Annotated in this window: 12 protein-coding genes; 1 reads left to right on the forward strand and 11 read right to left on the reverse strand. The window is 54.6% G+C overall.

Annotated elements, in window-relative coordinates:
- Positions 1-49 precede the first annotated feature (49 nt).
- Genes L861_RS19670 through L861_RS19680 form a run of 3 tightly spaced genes read right to left on the reverse strand, consistent with a single transcriptional unit; the run spans position 50 to position 1,356 of the window.
- Entirely contained in the window at positions 50-520 is a 471-nt protein-coding gene (locus L861_RS19670; protein ID WP_144063076.1) for a hypothetical protein, read from the reverse strand.
- Positions 521-579: 59 nt separating this feature from the next.
- Positions 580-765, reverse strand: a complete 186-nt coding sequence (locus L861_RS19675) for a hypothetical protein (protein ID WP_016418408.1) — start codon at positions 763-765, stop codon at positions 580-582.
- 24 nt (positions 766-789) lie between these two features.
- The gene (locus L861_RS19680) at positions 790-1,356 is read right to left on the reverse strand and encodes a type III secretion protein (protein WP_144063077.1); all 567 of its coding nucleotides are present in this window, start codon (positions 1,354-1,356) and stop codon (positions 790-792) included.
- A gap of 295 nt (positions 1,357-1,651) precedes the next feature.
- On the opposite strand from L861_RS19680, the gene L861_RS19685 reads away from it, so the two are divergent.
- Positions 1,652-2,428: a tetratricopeptide repeat protein gene (locus tag L861_RS19685; RefSeq protein WP_016418410.1), complete on the forward strand. Its 777-nt coding sequence runs from the start codon at positions 1,652-1,654 to the stop codon at positions 2,426-2,428.
- An 8-nt stretch (positions 2,429-2,436) separates the two neighbouring features.
- On the opposite strand, the gene L861_RS23760 is transcribed toward L861_RS19685, so the two are convergent.
- From L861_RS23760 to L861_RS19730, 8 genes are all read right to left on the reverse strand, one after another.
- Complete coding sequence (locus tag L861_RS23760; protein ID WP_016418411.1) at positions 2,437-2,862, reverse strand: hypothetical protein; 426 nt, start codon at positions 2,860-2,862, stop codon at positions 2,437-2,439.
- A 17-nt stretch (positions 2,863-2,879) separates the two neighbouring features.
- Positions 2,880-4,175, reverse strand: coding sequence for a type II and III secretion system protein family protein (locus tag L861_RS19695; RefSeq protein ID WP_016418412.1), 1,296 nt, complete (start codon positions 4,173-4,175; stop codon positions 2,880-2,882).
- A 107-nt stretch (positions 4,176-4,282) separates the two neighbouring features.
- Positions 4,283-6,460, reverse strand: coding sequence for a type III secretion system export apparatus subunit SctV (sctV, locus tag L861_RS19700; RefSeq protein WP_016418413.1), 2,178 nt, complete (start codon positions 6,458-6,460; stop codon positions 4,283-4,285).
- Positions 6,457-6,792, reverse strand: a complete 336-nt coding sequence (locus tag L861_RS19705) for a tetratricopeptide repeat protein (protein ID WP_016418414.1) — start codon at positions 6,790-6,792, stop codon at positions 6,457-6,459. Before L861_RS19705 ends, sctV begins: the two co-directional genes overlap by 4 nt.
- Positions 6,789-7,190 (reverse strand): hypothetical protein, encoded by a 402-nt coding sequence (locus tag L861_RS23765; protein ID WP_016418415.1) that lies wholly within the window; start codon positions 7,188-7,190, stop codon positions 6,789-6,791. The genes L861_RS19705 and L861_RS23765 overlap by 4 nt, the downstream gene beginning before the upstream one ends.
- A gap of 19 nt (positions 7,191-7,209) precedes the next feature.
- On the reverse strand, positions 7,210-8,334 hold the full coding sequence (locus L861_RS23770) for a SctD/MshK family protein (RefSeq protein WP_021029240.1): 1,125 nt from the start codon (positions 8,332-8,334) through the stop codon (positions 7,210-7,212).
- A 239-nt stretch (positions 8,335-8,573) separates the two neighbouring features.
- The gene (locus L861_RS19725; protein ID WP_016418417.1) at positions 8,574-8,765 is read right to left on the reverse strand and encodes a hypothetical protein; all 192 of its coding nucleotides are present in this window, start codon (positions 8,763-8,765) and stop codon (positions 8,574-8,576) included.
- Positions 8,766-9,150: 385 nt separating this feature from the next.
- Complete coding sequence (locus L861_RS19730; protein ID WP_016418418.1) at positions 9,151-17,988, reverse strand: hypothetical protein; 8,838 nt, start codon at positions 17,986-17,988, stop codon at positions 9,151-9,153.
- Between the last annotated feature and the right edge of the window lie 85 nt (positions 17,989-18,073).

An 18,073-nucleotide genomic window follows, 5' to 3' on the forward strand; every position in this document is an offset into this window, starting at 1 on the left:
TACCGATGACTAAACAGGGCGATTTCTTTTGATAAGTTGTCAACAAAGGTTAGCCTCGCATCAGCATCTTGACGGCCTCTGCAGGTTTAGGGGCAACGCTGGACACAAACGTCACCGCGCCAAGCTTACCAAGTTCTTTTAGTATTGTTGTTGAGTTTATTATTGTTCCTGTGTCAAGTCCTTCGATCATGCGGTCATATTGTGCGTCACTAAAATCCTCTGCTGTATCATTATCGACCTTAGTGGCTGTGGTCTGTGCATCTTTGAAATTACCTGCCATCTGTGCCGAATTAGTGTTCAATTCATGCTCTTGGATGGAAAAATTTTGCATCAGATCGAAGATACCTTTTGCCCCTTCCAAGGCATTGGACGTGAATTCTCCAGGAGTAACGGCCTGTAGTGTACTACTGGCGTTTTGTGCCATATGTTCGAAAAGATTTTGCGATGCCAACGATTCCTGAGTGGAATGATTAGCTGGCACCGGCATAGGATCCATGCTTGTTGGTACCGGAGAAGTCATAGGTCACCTATAGCGATTCGATATACTGCAATGAGCAATATGGTTGGCCGGATAGTCAATCAACCTTCCTTGAGAATATCCTGGAGCATATCCCTGCCATAGCCCATCATGTACAACCCGAACATGGACTCATAAGCGGCATTAACGGCCTCCTCGAAGGCTTGCTCATCGCCAGATTGTTGGGTGGTATGGTCAGGCTTTTGGGCTTCAGGGTTATGAGGTGCTTCCGTGGGTTGGATAGCCATGACACATCTCCTTTGATATTCCTGTCACTCGGCAACTTGGGTCTTTGTCGACACGCTGCCACGAAATACTCTGACTTCTCTGCTTCTCGTAGGCGTTGGCTGGCGCAAACGATCAACGCGCCGTGCCACGCTCTCAATCCAGGCTGGTGGCCCCCAAGCCTGGAGTGCCGCATTCCCATCGATCAATCTGGCTCTCAGAGGGTCTCCGACACGTGATTGGTCGATCGCTTCCATTAAGCGATCTGCATCGATGCCTTGTAGCTCGAACGTGCGCTGGATCATTTCCTGGCGTGTGGCAACGTGCAGTACGCCGCCATCGAAGAACCACGCCAGACCATTGGCTGAACTGACCTGATCGAGAAACTCCTCAGCCGTACCGGTGCGGATATTCCCCCGTACACGCCCCCGAACTTGAGGGGATATCTCCACCGGCAATGACAGATTGCGGCCAAATTCCGTCAGGACATCACGTACATCCTGCTCGACGATGACATAGTGGTATTCTTTAGTCAGCCACTCATTTCCCTCCCAGCGGGGATCACCAATGGCCAGCGCCGATGCAGCCCATACCGACATCCCCATGCTGGTCATAAGTGTCACGACAGTGAAACGGCAAATGCGCAAGATCCCTGATGCGAATCGGTGTCGCATCGTCGCCTTGAACAGGAGCCGGTGCGAATCATGCGGAGCCTGACGCATCCGCCATATTTCGCCCCCATATGCCGTTGACGTTTTCTTGGATCGATGACTCAATGATAGAAACTCGTGAATGAAATTTTCATGAATTAACAATCCTTTTTGTACTTCTTGCGTTATCTAATGAAATAAAATGTTATTCACTTTAATATGGACTTCATGAAGTCCGACACAAGGAGCTCTTCTGGTGATGCGCGACTGCATACGTGTTTTTCTCCTATTGCCTTTTATGGCTCTGACGGCTTGTGCAACGACGACCCCACAAACCGATGAGTCCCGTTTGGTATCCCTGGCGGACGACATTGCCCAGCGAGGAGATTACGCCACCGCTACCTCCATGTATGAACGTGCCGCAGAAGTGTCTGGGAGCAGCCTTGATATCAATGTCCGGCTTGGCAATGCTCGGCTCGCTGGTGGCGATCCACAAGGAGCGGTGTCAGCATTTCGCGATGCGTTGGCCAGTGATATCGACAATACCGAGGCCTTGTTGGGGCTGGGATCCGCCCAATTGCAACTCGGCAAGACCGAAAGCGCGGTGCGCAATCTGCAAAAAGCCGTACCTGAAATCGACACCCTATCTGCCTGGAGTCGGTTGGGGGTTGCCCATGCCTTGTTGGGCCAAGGACAGGCCGCGAAGGATGCCTTTTCCCAAGCCGTGTCGTTAGCCCCGAACGATCCCGATACGCTCACCAATCTGGCGCTGGCACAGTCGCTGGCCGGTGACAATGCCGAAGCGATAGCGCTGATGCACGATGTCACCGCGTCACCACTGGCCGAGGAACGCCACTTCCGCAATTTGATCCTGGTGTTGGTAATGGCCGGTGACACGGACCAGGCAGCAAATATCGATATTCCCGACATGTCCTCATCACTCCGTCAGTCGTTGATCGAGCAGGCCCGGAACATTCGTGACCTTCCCACTCCTCGTGATCGTGCCCAGGCCATGGGGCTAGCCATGGCCAATTGATCTCGCTTCTACATGTCACTTGTAGTGGCGTAGTTGGTTGAGCTGCTGGCTTCCCCTTCGAGTTTCTGGCGGCGAGAATTGGCTCGCTCACGGTTGGCCAGGCGCTCCTGGGCAGCATTAGCGACTGGCTCCGCCCGTGCCGGCCCCATCTCTCTTCCGTGTACCAGGTCGCGGGGGCGCTCGACCATGAATTGCAGATTGAGGTCGTTGGCGCAGCCGGGTGGTAACGTCACTATGCCGGTCTCCCCGGTTTGCGTTCGGCAGGCGATGGGGGCGATCGATTGACGTAGCGAAGCGTCGTTGCCTGCCTGCGCAACACCGGTCGCACGATAGCCCGTTTCCCATGACATTGGCCCGAGTGACGATGAACAACCGGCCAGCAATGCCAAGAAGGGAATCAACGGCCACGCTTGCTTGGTGGATCGATGAGTCATTGTTCTCACTCCAGCACTCATTGCAGATGGAAACCGAAAGGATCATCCCGCACTAACGCGGGAGAGGGCCGGTTGTCGATTCGCAGCTCGCCGTTACGGACATATCCCTGATCCAGTGGTGTTCTTGGCACCGGTGATGAGGTCGGCTCGACGATGTACGGGGTGATCAGGATGACCAGTTCGGTTTCGTTGCGCTGAAAGCGGCGCGAGCGAAACAGGTTGCCCAGGACCGGGAGATCGCCCAATACCGGAACACGTTCGACGTTGTTGGAAGCGTTACGCTGGAACAGGCCGGCAATGGCGAAGGTTTGACCGCTGCCCACCTCGACCAGGGTGTCGGCACGGCGCACCTGCAAGCCAGGAACGCTGGTGCCCGCAATCTCGACACCGCTGGTGGTCAAGCTGCTCACCTCTGGACGTACCTCGAGCGATATGCGGTCGTTGGGTAGCAAGACCGGTGTGAACAGTAGCGAGACACCAAACTGCTTGTACTCGATCCCGACCAGATCGTTGCTGACCGGTACCGGGATGGGAATCTCGCCACCTGCCAGAAAACTGGCGGTTTCGCCGGTAACGGCGGTGATATTGGGTTCGGCCAGAATCTGCAACAGGTCGTTTTCCTGGAGGGCCTGGAGCAAGCCGTCGACACTGTCGACGCCACCGCCGATGGTGCCGAACGCGTTATTGGCGATCGAGCCGGGAAAGACACCAAGCGAGAATGAGCCGTTGTTGATCAAGGCGCTCCAACTGACGCCATATTGCAGCAGTTCCTCGCGTGCCACCTCGGCGAAACGAACGCGGATATTGATCTGGGTGGCCCCTTCATAGGTGGAGTTGTTCAAGGCCGGGTGATCGTTAGGCGTGTGGCTTTCGAGGGTGGACTGGGCGGCAATGGCTTCCTCGACATCGCGGCTTTCTCCTTCCGCTACCAACTGGTTGCCGGCCATGCGCAAGCGGATAGGGCTGTTGTCGTCGAGCTCCTGTAGTGCCTGGTTGGCGCCTTGATCACCGTCGCGCACCTGTAGACGTATCGATGCTTGAGTCCGCTCGTCGTTGCTGAGTGCGATCAGATTGGTATCGCCGTGGCTTTTGCCGAACAGGTAGAGGACACCGGGTGAGACGACCTGCACATCGGCAACCTCGGGGTTGGCGACGAACACCGAGGCCGTTCCCTGATCGAAGCGCAAGATCCGCCCCTGGCCCGTTTCCAAGGTGAGTGTGCGTTCACCGCTGCTATCGACTTGCATTTGGGCGTGGCCGGGCACCGCCAGCAGGATCAGCGGCAGGGCCAGCAGGTGTGTCATCCAGCGCATAAGTGGGCTTCTCGCTATCGAATAGCGACACAAGGCTCGGGATATCGTCAAGGTTGCTGCCGTCACAGGGTCTGCTCCATGCAGAGAGATGAATTGTTATTGACTCGTCATTCCTTGGGGGTGCTGGCCGGTTGATTGGTGCCGTGCTGGGAGATCGGTTTAGGCAATCTCACCTGGGCCAGCGACTGCAGGCTGAACTCCGATGCCACTTCCTGCCAGGCCATGACCGGCAGGTCCAGGTTGTGGCGCTTTGACCATTGCTGAAGTACGGGACGTACGTCACTGGAGGTGACGACCACGGGTGACATGTCCGCATCCAGCTCATCCAGCCGTTGCTGGAACCAGGTATTCAGTGGCCGTGACAACTGCACCGGGAGCCCACTGCTTTTTGGAGTTCCACCCTCGCCGTCACGCAGTGTGGCGCGTATCGCTTCTTCGAGTTGGCGGGTGACTACCCACGCTGGCAATACCCGGTCGGCGCGGGCATAGCGATGACATATCTGACGAGCGAGTGCGGCCCGAACGCGCTCGGTCAAGCGGGGCACACTCTGCTCCTGCGGGCCCCAAGTCACCATCGCCTCGAGGACGGTTCGCAGGGCACGCAGTGGCACACCTTCGTCCACCAAGCGGCGCAGAATGTCCGCCATTTTCTGCAACGACACCACTCGAACCGCTTCGCCGACCAGTTCCGAGTAGTCCTGTTCCATGCGCGACAGCAACGTGCGGGTTTCCTGAATACCGATGAATTCGCCTGCATAGCGAATCAGGATCTGCTCCAGGCAATGGCATAACACCTGGTCGACGGTTCGATAACCGATGCCAGCCTCATCGAGCTGCTCGATATCCGGCGTCGCGACCCAGTTCCCGGGACGGCGGCCCACCAGCGATGGGTGGCTGATGAACTCGACCTCGAGCAGTTCCAAGTGCATGGGGTCATCGTCGAGCAACACTCGATCAACGGGAATCTCACCCTTCATCACCGGGACTTCGTCGAGTTGGATACCGAAGTGATGATCTTCCATGCGGGCATCGACATTCAGGCCGATGCTGGGCATGTCCACGCCGAGATCGCTGCCAGCATGGCGCCGTGTTTCATCGAGGCCGCTGCGCAGGACATCGAGCGCCAGTGCATCCGCCAGTGAGGTACTCAGCGATAGCACCACACGGTGATGTTCTGCCTGAGGAGCGCCCTCCGAAGTTCCCGCGCTCTTCGTCGTTTCCGTCGAGGATTTCTGGGGAGTATCAGAGGAGGTGTCGGGCCCCGACTGGGGCTCGCTGGATGTTTCATCCTCGCTCAGACGCCGGTCGCGACGCCGTATCATCCAGGCTGCAAGGCCGAGCCCAGCGGCAAGGGCCAGGAATACCGTGGTGGCAAACCCCGGGATGAAGGCGGCGAAGAACAGGATGACAGCGGTCAGTCCCAACGCGCGGGAATTGCTACCTAGCTGGGCAACGATCTCGCTGCCAAGGTCCCCAGCCTGGTCGGAGTTCACTCGTGTCACCACGGTACCGGCCCCGACGGCGATGAGCAGTGCCGGAATCTGCGCAATGAGTCCGTCACCGACGGTCAGCAAAGAGTAGGTGTTCACGGCCTCGCCGAACGACATGCCGCGTTTGAGCATGCCGATCAACAAGCCACCGATCAGATTGACGCTAAGAATGACCAGGCCGGCAATGGCGTCACCCTTGACGAACTTCATGGCCCCGTCCATGGAGCCGTAAAGCTGGCTTTCGCTTTCCAGACGCTTGCGTCTAGCACGCGCCTCTTGCGGGTCGATATCGCCGTTGCGCAGATCGTTGTCGATACTCATCTGCTTGCCCGGCATGGCGTCCAGGATGAAGCGGGCGGCCACCTCGGCAACACGCTCGGCTCCCTTGGTGATGACCAGGAACTGGGCCACGGTGATGATCAGGAATACCACCAGACCGATCACCACCTCACCGGCAATCACGAAATTGCCAAATGCCGAAACGATCTGGCCTGCATAGCCTTCAAGCAGGATCAGGCGCGTGGTGGTAATCGATAGGGCCAGGCGAAACAACGTGGCCAGCAGAATGATCGCCGGTAGCGAGGAGTAGTCGACCGGGTGGGCGATGTAGAACGCCACTATCAGGATCAGTAGGCTGAAGCCGATATTGATGCCGATCAGCGCATCTACCACCGTGGTGGGAAGCGGAATGATCATCATGATGACCGCCAGCACGACGAAGATAGCGATCACCACGTCGCTACGCTGCGCTGCGCGTAGGGCGATGCCATTGAGCCTGGTTAGCAAACTGCTCATCCTTCACTCCGGCGCTGCACATAGTCACGGAAATAGTGTCGAGCATCGCCGTGATGACCGGCGACCCAAAGTGCCCGGCTCCGTAGCAGTGAAAATGTCGGTGAAGGACCTTGTAGATGTTCGAGATGTCCGACTGTTTCGAGCGCACGCTGGGTATCGCCGGTCACGATGAAAGCCTGGGTCAGTGTATGCAGGATGCCTGGGTGGGCCGGCGCAATCTGGGCAGCGAGCAACAGCAGCACCAAGCCACGCTTGCGGCTACCGCTCTTGATATAAAGGTGGCCCAGCATGTGCAGCAAATCAGCGGCATTACGGTCCATGTCATCGGTCACGTCTCGCTCTCCTTCGCGTCCTCTGCGTAGCGCGCTTCCCAAGCCAAGCGCTGGTCGATTTCCTCTGTGAGTAACTGAGAGGCCAGGTCGGTGACATCGCTTGCGGCATCCAGCCGCGGCAATAGGTTGTCGACCACGTGTTGCAGCAGCTCGATACTCCGCTCATTACTGTAGAGTGACGGATCACTGGCATCGGGTAACCCCAAGCGCTCGACGTGTTTGAGCAACGAGCCGGAGCGTCCTTGACGTGCCTGAGAACTCTCCACCGCCCGCGAGAAGTCAGCCTGTCGATCGGGGTCGACAGGTTTGCTGGTACCGGTTTCATCGGTACGGGTTACCGCCTCCGGGGAATCGCGGAGGCGATAGTCGTCGTTGGCGCGGTCGGTCGTGACTTTCATCAGGTAGCGTCCGCGTTGGCTACAGCGTCAGGGAAAACTGGTCATCGCCGCGTCGCAGCGTGACACGATTGTCTTTAATGTCGGAGAGCACCCAGCCCTCCGGTAACGATGCCCCGGGATAGAGACGTTCTCCCCGAGCATCGATGACATAAGGGTTTTCGCCGAACCATACGGCCTGGAATTGGAATTCTGGCTTCTCGGGTGTGAGGCCCGGTCTGGCGTTACTGATCAATACCAGACTGCTGCCGTAGCGCTGATCGAACCAGCGCTGCACGCTTTGCCAGTCATTGTATCGGTTGGGAGCGAATTCACCGGAGACGACGAGATGATTGCCGGCATCCTCGACTTGCAGGCTATCGAGCCCAGCCTGGGCCAACTGCTGCTTCAAGGCCTCGGCCGGCGTGTGGTCTTCTGACATGGCAAGTATCAGTGCCGCCTCCGCAGCCTCTGGGTGCAAGAGGGCCGTGGAATGCAACGCACTGGCGGAGATACTGGCGCCTGCCTTATTGGCCCCAACGAATTGATACGCGCCGATGAGAACCACCGTGGTGCATAACGCCGTCACAACGGCGCTTCGCTTCATGCGTATTCGGGTATCGTTGCTCTGTCGGCGGCTTAGGCTTTTGAAGCGTTCTCTCCAGGCCTCTGGAATGGGGAGCTTGGTTATCTGCTTATGGATGAAGAGAGAAATGGGAGCCAAGCGCTTCGAGCAAAACCCCAGCGCAGGGGCCAAGTGTCGCCGGCAACGCTGGAAGGCAGGAGACACCGACTTGCGGACGAATTGCAAAAGGGCGGGCGCCGATTGGTGGGCAGACTGAACAATGGGAGTGACGGACTCCCGGATAAGCTGGATGACCGGGGGCAGCGAAAGCACGGGTTGGGAGAGTTGCAGCTGCACATTGCCAATGGCGATCGTCACGGGCAAGTTGGTCCGCCAGCCGGTGCCTTGCTTCAGGTACTTACCACCGACCTCAACGTCGCCCCCCACAGCCTCAATGGCGACCATACGCGCATGAAAACGCAAGGTGACATGCTCAGCAGTGATGTCGTCATCGCTGAGCATCACGTCCGACTGAGGGGAAGAGCCGATACGGCAGACAGGCTGCTCAAGCGGAACGACCACACCACGATGAAACCCACTCATTACCTCCAGTGTGGAAAACACTTCCGTCACTGGCAAAACGAACGAGCTTAAGGATGACATGAATGCGGAGGCCATAAAGACACCTGTCATGAAAAACTGAACCGCCCGCCACCTTTCTTTCTGGCGGGCGGCCAGGAAAAGGGACAGCGACTATCGCCCGCATGCACTAATTCTCAGTGCATAGAATTCATGGTGGGTAGGCGAAACCGCCACGCCCACCCAAGAGTGCAACAAATCCTTTACTGTCCCCGCGATGACTTCGCGGCATCGATTCCCACCATTCCTTTTGATTTTGCTAGGCTGTTTTCCCAATACTCCTGAGCCACTTTTTCCAGCTCTTGCTTTATCGTGTCGCTATCGTAGGATTTTCCTCCTTCGGTCCCCTCGGGGCCATCATTTTGCTTTCTGACCGGCATTCTGAACAGTCCCATGATACTTCTCCTTCAATTGCTGAGGATTGGGGGTGCAGAATGGCTTTTCATGCATCAGAAAAGAATTCTGATCCCCTAGTTGCATTGCTATCCAGAAAAGCTTTTTTGTTGGACAGTTTCATATTAGAAGAAAGATATGGCAGCGCAATTTCAAAAAAGTAACAAAATGATTCTAAGTTATTATTAATGTTAGTGCGTTGATTTCATTTGAAAAGTAGATAAATTCCTATCCTTTTTGGCAAGAAAATGAATGCCTGTCATCTCTCTTTCTCAATACTGATTATAGAGCATTATAAATAGCTAAATGCTGGGTTATAAGTGATGTCTTTTATATAACGCGTGCTGATTATTGGCGGTTGCTACGAGCCATGAATCTCCCATTCGTTCATGCTGTCACTCGTTCATCGTGTAACGGTGATGTTTGAGCGCTTCCTGGCAGATAGACCCGATCGCCGGCTTTGAGGGACGTCAGGTCGCCAAGATGGTCCATGTTCAGCATCGCCACATCCACGACATCATATCCATGTGCCACTGCGATACTGCCCAGTGACTGGCCAGGGAGCACTTCAACCCACAGGTACCCTTGGGATTCGAGAGCAGGGTCGGTGCGCCTATCCTGGACCACCACACCCTCGTTCGATGAATTGACGTGTAGGTTGAGGCCGTCTGGGGCCAATGCAGCACGCTGCGGCTCAAGCCCTCCCGAGCGAGATTCTGACTCCTCGTCCTCCGTCTCATCCGATCCGGAATTGGACTGATCTCTGAAGTCGCTGATCAAGGACATTGCGGACCACAAGGAAAAGCTCAACAGACCACCGCCAATGAATAACGCGAAGTCACGATCTGCCGTCGAGGGAAAGCGCCACCATGGCGGCTTAACTACATTAACAAAGTCAGACCTCGTCATTTCTTTGACACCAGAACCAGAATTCAAGAACACAAACTTATCTGGCATTATCTTACTAATGTGGCGGGCAACAAGACTTGCCATATATGTATTTCTGTACAGCACCAGCGACCCGAGTGAAAACAGTACTCCGCCAACTAATCCAGAAGTCGCCGCAGCCCCAGCCAGCCATCCTCCAGTTCCTGAAAGGACAAGTCCGTCTACGACCAAGGGGGTAGCACTACCCCAAAAATAAAGCTGAAGCCCTAAATCATCTGGCTTCATTTTATATTCTCGCCCTGTCAGCCCACGCCATATATCTTGTATCTTCTTTCCCGTAAAAGCCTTTCCGGTCACAGCTTCCATGAAAGTGATTGAAGAATACAAAGCGTATGCCATCTCAATCATTACGTTAGCTACGGGACTCTGACCCTCCAATATTTTTTGACCGGTACCAGTAAAATGCACAACAGTGGTAGCAATTTCCAACAGCCGTAGGTTTCGACCAAGGTTAGTATCTGGCGCAGTCTGCGCCGGAAATCTCGATCTTATGATGAAACTGGCACCCCGCAAGCCATAGGCCATGGTATTCGCTACCTGGGATATCGCTTGCGGGATTATCGGAATTAACTCCGGTAGCATGAGAGCACTACCGCTAGCACTTGCAATCGCAATCGCGAGTGCCGTTTTCGTCATCTCCTTGGAGTTTCGAGATACATCGGGTGCAGGGTGAGACTTCCTGTGAACTTGTATTTCTATTATTTCTGACTGCTTAGGGAGGAGTGACTCGGCCTGCGGATCCAAAAAGCCTAGATCTCGCAACCGACCACTATCGATTCGGAATTTCGCCGTAGATGCTGCCCCATCTGGATTCTCAGTAATTTCAGTTGTTCTCTTTGTCCTAAAGAAAAGTAAGTCCCAAGACGACTGCCGCCGCAGTTCGTCGAACCCCCTGCGATCCACGCCGTGGAGCTGGAAGATAGGGCCTTCAGCCCCCACCGAGAGTTTAGTAATCGTGCCTTTTCGGTCTGCTTCTTTCAGAGCCTTCCGTGTCGCGTGCTGCTGGAGCAATGAAGTGTCGATCTGATCGAGCTGGGGTTTCCGGAGAGCATTCCACTGCAACTCCGTAAATGCTGCCAGCTGATCAGATCGTAGTTGCCTGAACTGCTGGGTTGCGATCTGTGCCAGTTCTGAAGGAGAAATACTGTTCAGTTGAGTCTCCGATAGACTGGACAGCTGATCAATACTTGGAGTCGTATCCTCAGTCACTGAGGGAGCCGCAGGCTTTCGAGACTCTTGCGTCGGTTGTGGTGCGTTTGGCGAGGCGTCGTTTGCTATTGCCGGTTGATTTTCCGGTTGTGACTTTTGGCTTATCGTCAAAGGTGATGTGGCCCACAACCCATTACCGCTGTGCTCGGCATAGGGAAGGCCTTCATCTCCCCGCAGCCGGTGTCTCAGATTAGTCTGACTCAGGTCTGTGACGATGACATAAACATCACCGTTAGCATTGACGTCACGTGCTAACTCGTTGCCGTTCTGGTCACGAAAATGGACGATTTGACGATCACTCTCTGCCTGCGCCACCGACAACGAGACCCGTTCTCCTCTCCCGCTGGAAGGCCAGCGGAGGTGTCCATCTGCATCCACACGCCCACTGCGTGGCACCGTGCCGCGATTCAGGGTAAAGGTAGTGCCATCCCGTGCGGGATCAACAGAACGTATGACATGGACATAATGCCCTGATGGTAGCGCACCATTGCTCGAGGCCCGATTCAGAGTCTCTAGGTCGTCGAGCCGATACAGGCGTGCGAAGCCTTCCGGCGGCGTCGTTTCGAGGCGAAATTTATGCGGAATGACGTCTGAATTACCGAAATGTGCCGTACCGGTTAGGCTCAAAGGTGAGTCACTGGTGAGATCTGGAAGCAATGGCTGCCGCTCCGGTCTGCGGAAGGCCTCTGGAATGGGAGAGGGCCGTTCGGAAAAAGAAGAGCCTTCAGGGTGGTAGCTGGCTGAGAGTGAGCCTGGGTCGATACCTTGTTCGTGAACGACTTCTCTAGCAAGTTCAATGAACTGCTCGGTTTCCCAGAGCTCGATAGGCTTATTGAAAGTTCGAATTTCCGAAAAATCATGTAGATAAAAGGTGCCGTCCTCACCTATCAAGAACTGCAGATCGCTTGGTATTTTCCCTTGCGCAATAATCCAGTCTCGAGTCGCCTGCAGGCTTCTTATGCTGTTCTGGCTGAGTAGCGAACGATTTGCTCCTGGTGGCAGCAAAGTACCGCTATGACCCGGATAGCGGTCCATTAGAAGGGCATTGTGGCCATATACGTTCACGATCCCATGGATGGGAGCGACGAAAGGGAATCCTTGATCAATGGCGGTCTGATTAGCGGTCTTCTCTGCGTCAGCAGAATACAGGCTTGTTTCATTGCGAAAGATCACAAGTACCTTATCGCAAAATGCAAATGCAGTTTTATGGAGACCGGCTCCTAGCATTTCACCCAAGTGCTCACCTGCAGGCTGGATTACCCGACTTACTCTCTCTTGGGTTAGGATCAACTCCCCATTTACCAGCTTCACAGATCCTGATCGATATGTGTCATCCTTGCGCCCCGGATGCAAGATTCGCCATTGCGATGGTATATCGGTATTCGGTATGACTATTTCCGAGCGATAGATATCTGCAATCTTTTGAGCCAGTGAGTGAGCAATATCACTAGGATTCTGAATATCCAGCACAAGAGGCCCTTTGGCATCTCGCCACTGCCGCCTTGCCCTGTGTAAATCGGGTGATATTAGGAGCTCATGAGGAGTCAATTGTTGGTCGAAGGCCCGTAAGTGCTCCGAATCGATAACCTCGACCGTAATACGCGCTGCATCTTGAGATGCACTAGGTCCAATATCATTGAGAATAATAGCCAAGGGTATGGCTTGATTGCTTTGCCGTGTTTGGCCTTCAGTATCAAAGGGAAGGGCAACCTCAGTGATGAGTTGTACCACCTCCTCCCCACCATCCTGTACGAGCTCGAAGCGGTGGGAGGCTGGTTCGAGGCCTAACTCCTGCAGAGCACGAGTCCTCGAACGACCTAGAACCGTTTGAGCGGGATCACCACCGGTCCAATAGCTATTGAGTGTGTTTTCATTTCTGACATCCTGGCCGACCAGTCGCCTTGGTCGAATCTCAAATGTTCTGAGCAGGTCTGCCAACAAGATGGAGCCGCTTCCCTTAGGCAGGCTCCCCCTGTAGAAGGTTCCAATATCCAAGTCAGCAATTACAGGTCCACTACCGATCTCACCAGAAAGGTTGTGAATATGTGCGTAGAATTCGATGCTCGAGTCTTTCGAGCTTCTGGCGCGAAGACTATAAACTCGAACCGTTTCGATATCACCATTTGAATCGAGAGGAGCTTTAATGCGCAAATCGTTTGGATTGAAAGTATAATTAATATGAGATGGGAGCCTTGAATCTCCCGGCTGGCGTTTAAGGATGTTGCTGCTTTCTGATCGCGATGATTCGTCTCGTCCGAATGGTCCTAAAGCGCCTCTATCATCACCCCGATCAATGGCTTTTCGGCTTTCTTTATAGTGTCTCTTTAGGAAGCCCATGACTCTGGTCATGGTGTTTCCTTCGGTGCTAGAGGAAGATGAAATCCAACTTGGATTTTTGAAGTTGGGATTATAAATGGGAGCGCCAAATAAATGGCCATCGGCATCCACTTGACGAGCGGCGAGAATATTCTCCGAAGGAATTTGACCATTGAATCGGATCTCGTAATGATCCATCCCAATGAGAAACTTGTCCTCTACAGGCAAGGACGAGACGATGGCTTCATCAGATACACTGTCGACGATAGTGTACAGCCATCCACTTTTTGTGTTCCCCTCATCTGGATCAACTATTGCGAAACTTTTAGCATCTCTAGCTGACACCGATGTTGATATTGCGCCATACGGATCGGGTTGCCCCTCCTCACGGAAACCATTAGCGAAAATAACGCCGGGCGGTCGGCCGTCACCACGAAAGATAACAGTCGGTTCCTCATGGTCTGGTGTCGGTGTATAAGCTTCTTCTGCTGCCCACGGCATCCGAGTTCTTAGTACCTCAGGACGATATTCATGAATTGACGTATCCACCTTTCGCTTGGTGAAAACCTCGACCGGTGCTACTGATGGCTTGGGGTGCGCCGTACCAGTGAGGCTCAGCGGCGAGTCACTGGCGATATCGGGAAGCAGCTCCTGCTGTGAGTTAGGCCTGCGGAAGCCCTCGGGAAGTGTCGAAGGTCGTTCCGGATACGGCGTACCCTCCGGATGATAAGCGGCGGAAAGTGCCAGCTCAGATGGCTGCTGCTGGAAAGGTGAGAAGGAAACAAGCGTGGAGGGAGCGGGGTAAGGTTCCGCCCGGGGCCGGCGGCTAACGGGGAGCACGACAGGGGTGTCGTTCAGCCCGTCGTGTCGAGAAGCGTAAGAGCCGTCACTCGCCTGAGTGGTTCCCTCGGTTCCCCCCTCGCCAGGCCCGGATGACTGCAAACCTCTAATACTCATGCCGGTACCGAAAACCCCGATGGCAAGGTTCATCATCGCGTCTGTAAACTCGCGATCCGACATTTGGTGGTGATTACGATACACATGGCCAGAAAAGTGAAGCGTCTGGGGGATGTCGACGGCTAGGGAGGCAACATCCAATCCGCGTGCGGCATTGACCATGCCTACATAGCGGAAAGGGCCCGCCGCCATAGGCAAGGCTGCGGAGGCGATCGCCCCGTAATTCATCAGCGATTCCGTATCGTACCAGTCGCCGCCGTGCCCAACATGGTGCCATTGGTTGTAAGCAGAACGGGCGCCGATATAGATTCCTCCAGCCACCGCCAGTGGTAACGCAACCGGCGCAGCGCCGGGGATAAAGGAGGCCCCCGTTGCCGCCATGGTCGTGTAGTTGACCGCGTTGTCGAGCGTCATGTCAGGAGCCCGCACATCCACTACCTCGAGTGGGATGTTTTCATCCCGATCAGGCGTCATCTCAAGGTCGGTTGGTGCCACCAACCTGCCATTTGCGTTGAACTGCCGGTTGTGCTTGCTGAAGTCCTCTAGATCCCTGAAGTCCCTGCCGGTGGCATCGACATAGCGCACGTCGCCATCACCACGCTTGACCGCCACTAGGGCGATCGTCGCCTCATTCCCATCCAGACCTACATAGGAGAGCGGTACGGCCCTGACCTCGGGATTGTCGCCTCCATGATCGCGGATCTGCTCCAGCACCTTGTCGAGATTCCCGATCCGTCCTCCTGACACCCCCAGGGCTTGCCTCGTCCAGCCTCCCAGCTCTCCCTCCTCCCGCCGTTCATATTCGGCGTTGAACGTGGGATCGGCGAAAAACTCTTCAAAGCGGGATTGATAGAAATCATCCAGAATACGCTGCTGATAGTCTCCGCCTAGCGAGTCATACATCGCACGCTGGCTATACTCCTCCTCCGATTCCCCCGGGAGCCTTGCGCGCCACACAGCTTGCTGGGCATCCCACTGAGCAGACTGCTCAGCGACGGTGAGACGATCCTTAGTTTCCTGTAGTTCGAGATAGACACTGGCAAGTTCTGAGCGCTCAACCCATCGCCATTCGGGATGGCTAAATGGGTTGTCACTATCATCGACCAACACTCGGGCCGGAAGGTCGAATTCTTCCAGGGCCCCCACTCCAATCTGCGCATAGCGTTCGGCAACTGGTCTCGGAACCTGAACCGTGCCACCGATCTCGACAAGTTCGTGCTCGGGTGGTGCACCTTCTGGTGCTGCGACGCTGGGTGGCCCAACCGCTCTTTCCTGCTCTTCCAGATCTCCTTCCAATCCGCCGATATCGCCACCCAGTTCTTCTATCCGAGCTGCGCTATGTTCCACGCCGACACGACCCGCCGCCCTGCTAGTCTCATCCAAGCGGCCTATCGCCTCATGCCACTGCCGAATAAGATCGGCATTGCGGTTGTTCTCCCACCTGGTGTCCAGTGCATCGTCAGCGGGTGCAACATTCACCGTCTTGGTCGTATTTTCATAGTGAATATCGATCCAAACACCACCATCCGCTGCACTCCGCGCATCGTTGAACGAATATCCTTTATACTCTCCCGAGTGCTGGCCAAATATTCCATCGTATCTATAGACAGTGCCATTCTCATCGACATATTCTTCTATATATTCATCCGCAATCTGCTCGCGTATTTCTGCAGCCTCCAATCTGGCGATGTCAACATCATGCTGAGACTCGGCTCTTGCCAATTGTTCTTCAGTATTTTCCTTTCTTCTTTTAGCCTGATCCAAATACTCATCCACTTCCTTGGCATCGATTCCTTCATATGCACTTGGGTTGTTCTCAATCTCCTCTAAAAGCCTCTCTAGGTGTAAAATATCAAAGTCAGACAGGCGATCATCCCCTTTAGCACGATGCACCTCAAAATTGGAAAACATCACAGCGGCCTGTGCAAGTTCAGCACTATTATCACCAGCGATTTCTCCGGGGGAGAGACCTCTACGACCCTCCTCTAGTGCAGAGTTGGTCTCGTCAAGCAGACGCTCAGCCTCCTGAAGTTCCTCTTTCGCTTCACGGGCAAGCTCGAGTCCCCTCTCTGCCTCCTCAAGTCGCTCACTGGCCTCCTCAGGACTAAGTTGTGAATCTGGCTGACTCCATTCCATCCCATGGGGATTCAATATTTCATTGATCCTGGCCATACTGCTGCGCATGGCCTCTTCGGAGTCGGGGTCAACTGCATAAAACTCCAGGGCAGCTCTGCGCACCAGAGAAGCATAGGCAGCCTCCTGCCATGCGGCATAGGCGATATCACGCGCACGGAGCGCTTCTTGTGCTTCATCCGAGTTCTCGCCATACTCCTCAACGGCATCCTCCATCTCTCTTTTATGAGAGTTATAATCTTCCCTTAGCTCATCAGCTCGACTATCTTCATCACCTCCAAACAACCAGGAGTCCCTATTAAGCCATGCATCTATGAGGATTTGAAAAATCTCTCCATGTTCTCCATCCAAATCAGTTGCTTGTATTGTCTCAAGCATGGCTTCATCTATATCATCATTGACATCTCCACTGACCTCTCCATCTTCTATCGCTATTTCATCCCCACTCTCGTCATCACGCAGCGTGACATTCCCATCATCATCGGTGATCACGGTACGATCATTCCGTGATACCTCCCGCCTTGTTTCTCCGTTATCCGTGATCGTCCTTGTCGTCACCCCCTCCTCATCAACAATGATTTCAATATCTAGCCCGCCATCTACCAGCGGCCCCTCTGGACGGGTTGAGTATCTTTCCACCACTCTACCTTGTGAATCAATAAAGTAGGAATAATGGCCATTGCCGCCATTCTCACGCCCACGAGGATCATAGTTAGAAATCGTACTTTTCCGATCATCATAGGAAGCGATTATCTCCCTATCATCCCCATACGAGTATATTGCCCGATACCGACCATCGTAATTACCCTCTTGGTCATACTGCTCCCAGTCAGCGACTTTGAACCCTGCTGCCAACAACTGGGCTGTCAACTGTTCCTCGGTAATCCCTAGTTCATCGGCTATCGTTCCGAGCTCCTGACCTTCGGCAAAGCTCTCCGCAATCTCGTCGACACTCTCCCGAGTCGTTTCCTGACTGGGATCCAATTCCGTGCGATGGCCCTCCTCATCGATGACGACCGTAGGATGATCATTCTCGCCCCCCGTCGTCTGGATAGTGACGACCTCCCCCTCGTCACCATTGGGTCGCACTGTTTCCGTGATCGTTTCATCGGTTTCCGGATGAGTGATTTCAGTGATGCGTACCCCATCCTCTTCCGTCACCGAGACGTCATAACCTCCAGCCTCGAGCTCAGCGATTGTCTCGTCCCTATCGGACAGCTCATTCTCTTCGGCAACCAGATCGAGGCTCTTGCCTTCGGACACGTCGGCGACCAGCTCATCGGCATCCGGGGGATCGGCTTCGGAAACGTTATCAACTGGTTCAAACTCCGGGTATGGCTCTTCGGTATCGACTGCTGGAGTGAAATAGTAGTCATCCGGCGTGAGACTCAGGTCGTTCTCTTGATTAAGAGCCGAGCTATGCATCGCTTCCATATATTCGAGCGAGTAGACACCAAACCCTTGGCCGCTGCTGGTGGGGAGGTTTCCCGTCTGAGCTTGGTAAATGGGAGACGTTCCATGGCTCCACTGTGTTGGAGAGTGGTGTGAGACAGGCTGAGGGGAGGGGGATTTCTGTGCCTTGACGATGGCTTTGGCGAACGCCATTCCACTGCTGCTAGAAGTTTTCGAATAGGAATGTAAGACACCTTGCAGCTTTGCCACGACGGCCTCCTTGCCTAGAACAGAGTACTGGCGAGATCCATTTCTCGCGCTTCAAGTACCTCGACGCTGGTGATTAATGAGAGTC

This window comes from Litchfieldella anticariensis FP35 = DSM 16096 (genome assembly GCF_000409775.1).
Taxonomy (GTDB): domain Bacteria; phylum Pseudomonadota; class Gammaproteobacteria; order Pseudomonadales; family Halomonadaceae; genus Litchfieldella; species Litchfieldella anticariensis.